We start from the raw sequence: 533 nt of genomic DNA on the forward strand, positions 1-533 counted from the left end.
AAAGCATTCCTGCTACTTTACATTCCGTAGAGAAAATGGCTGCTAATCTTGAAGTGACCAGTGGACAACTGAAAGTATTGATGGGAAGAGACATTCCACAGCTAACCGGTAAGTTGAACACATTGGGAGATAACTTCATAAGCATTAGCGACAATTTGAAAAAAATAGATTATGCCAACACTTTTAATGAGATAGAACAGACCTTGGCTAATGTAAAAATCGTTACAGAAAAATTAAACAGTAAAGACAACACCGTAGGATTACTCTTAAATGATCCGCAATTATATAACAATTTAAACGCAACTACTGCCAATGCAGCAAGTTTGCTTGAAGATTTGAAAGAACATCCCAAACGCTATGTACACTTCTCTTTATTCGGGAAAAAAGAGAAGTAGTTTTCTGTACTATATAGATTTCATCTAAATAACAGAACTTAAAAACAGAAAACTGAAAAGTCTCGTAAAGTGCATATACAGACCAAAAGAAATAAAACAGAGAGGCATTTGCCTAAATAAAAACAGAGCATCAAAATT

At 34.0% G+C, this 533-nt stretch carries 1 pseudogene; it reads left to right on the forward strand.

Annotation, left to right across the window (positions count from 1 at the left end):
• Nucleotides 1-395 (forward strand): annotated as a pseudogene (locus QVP90_RS05825) (MlaD family protein); the annotation flags it as partial.
• Nucleotides 396-533: the final 138 nt, after the last annotated feature.

This window comes from Bacteroides sp. CAG:189 (genome assembly GCF_000432295.1).
Classification (GTDB): Bacteria; Bacteroidota; Bacteroidia; order Bacteroidales; family Bacteroidaceae; genus Bacteroides; species Bacteroides salyersiae.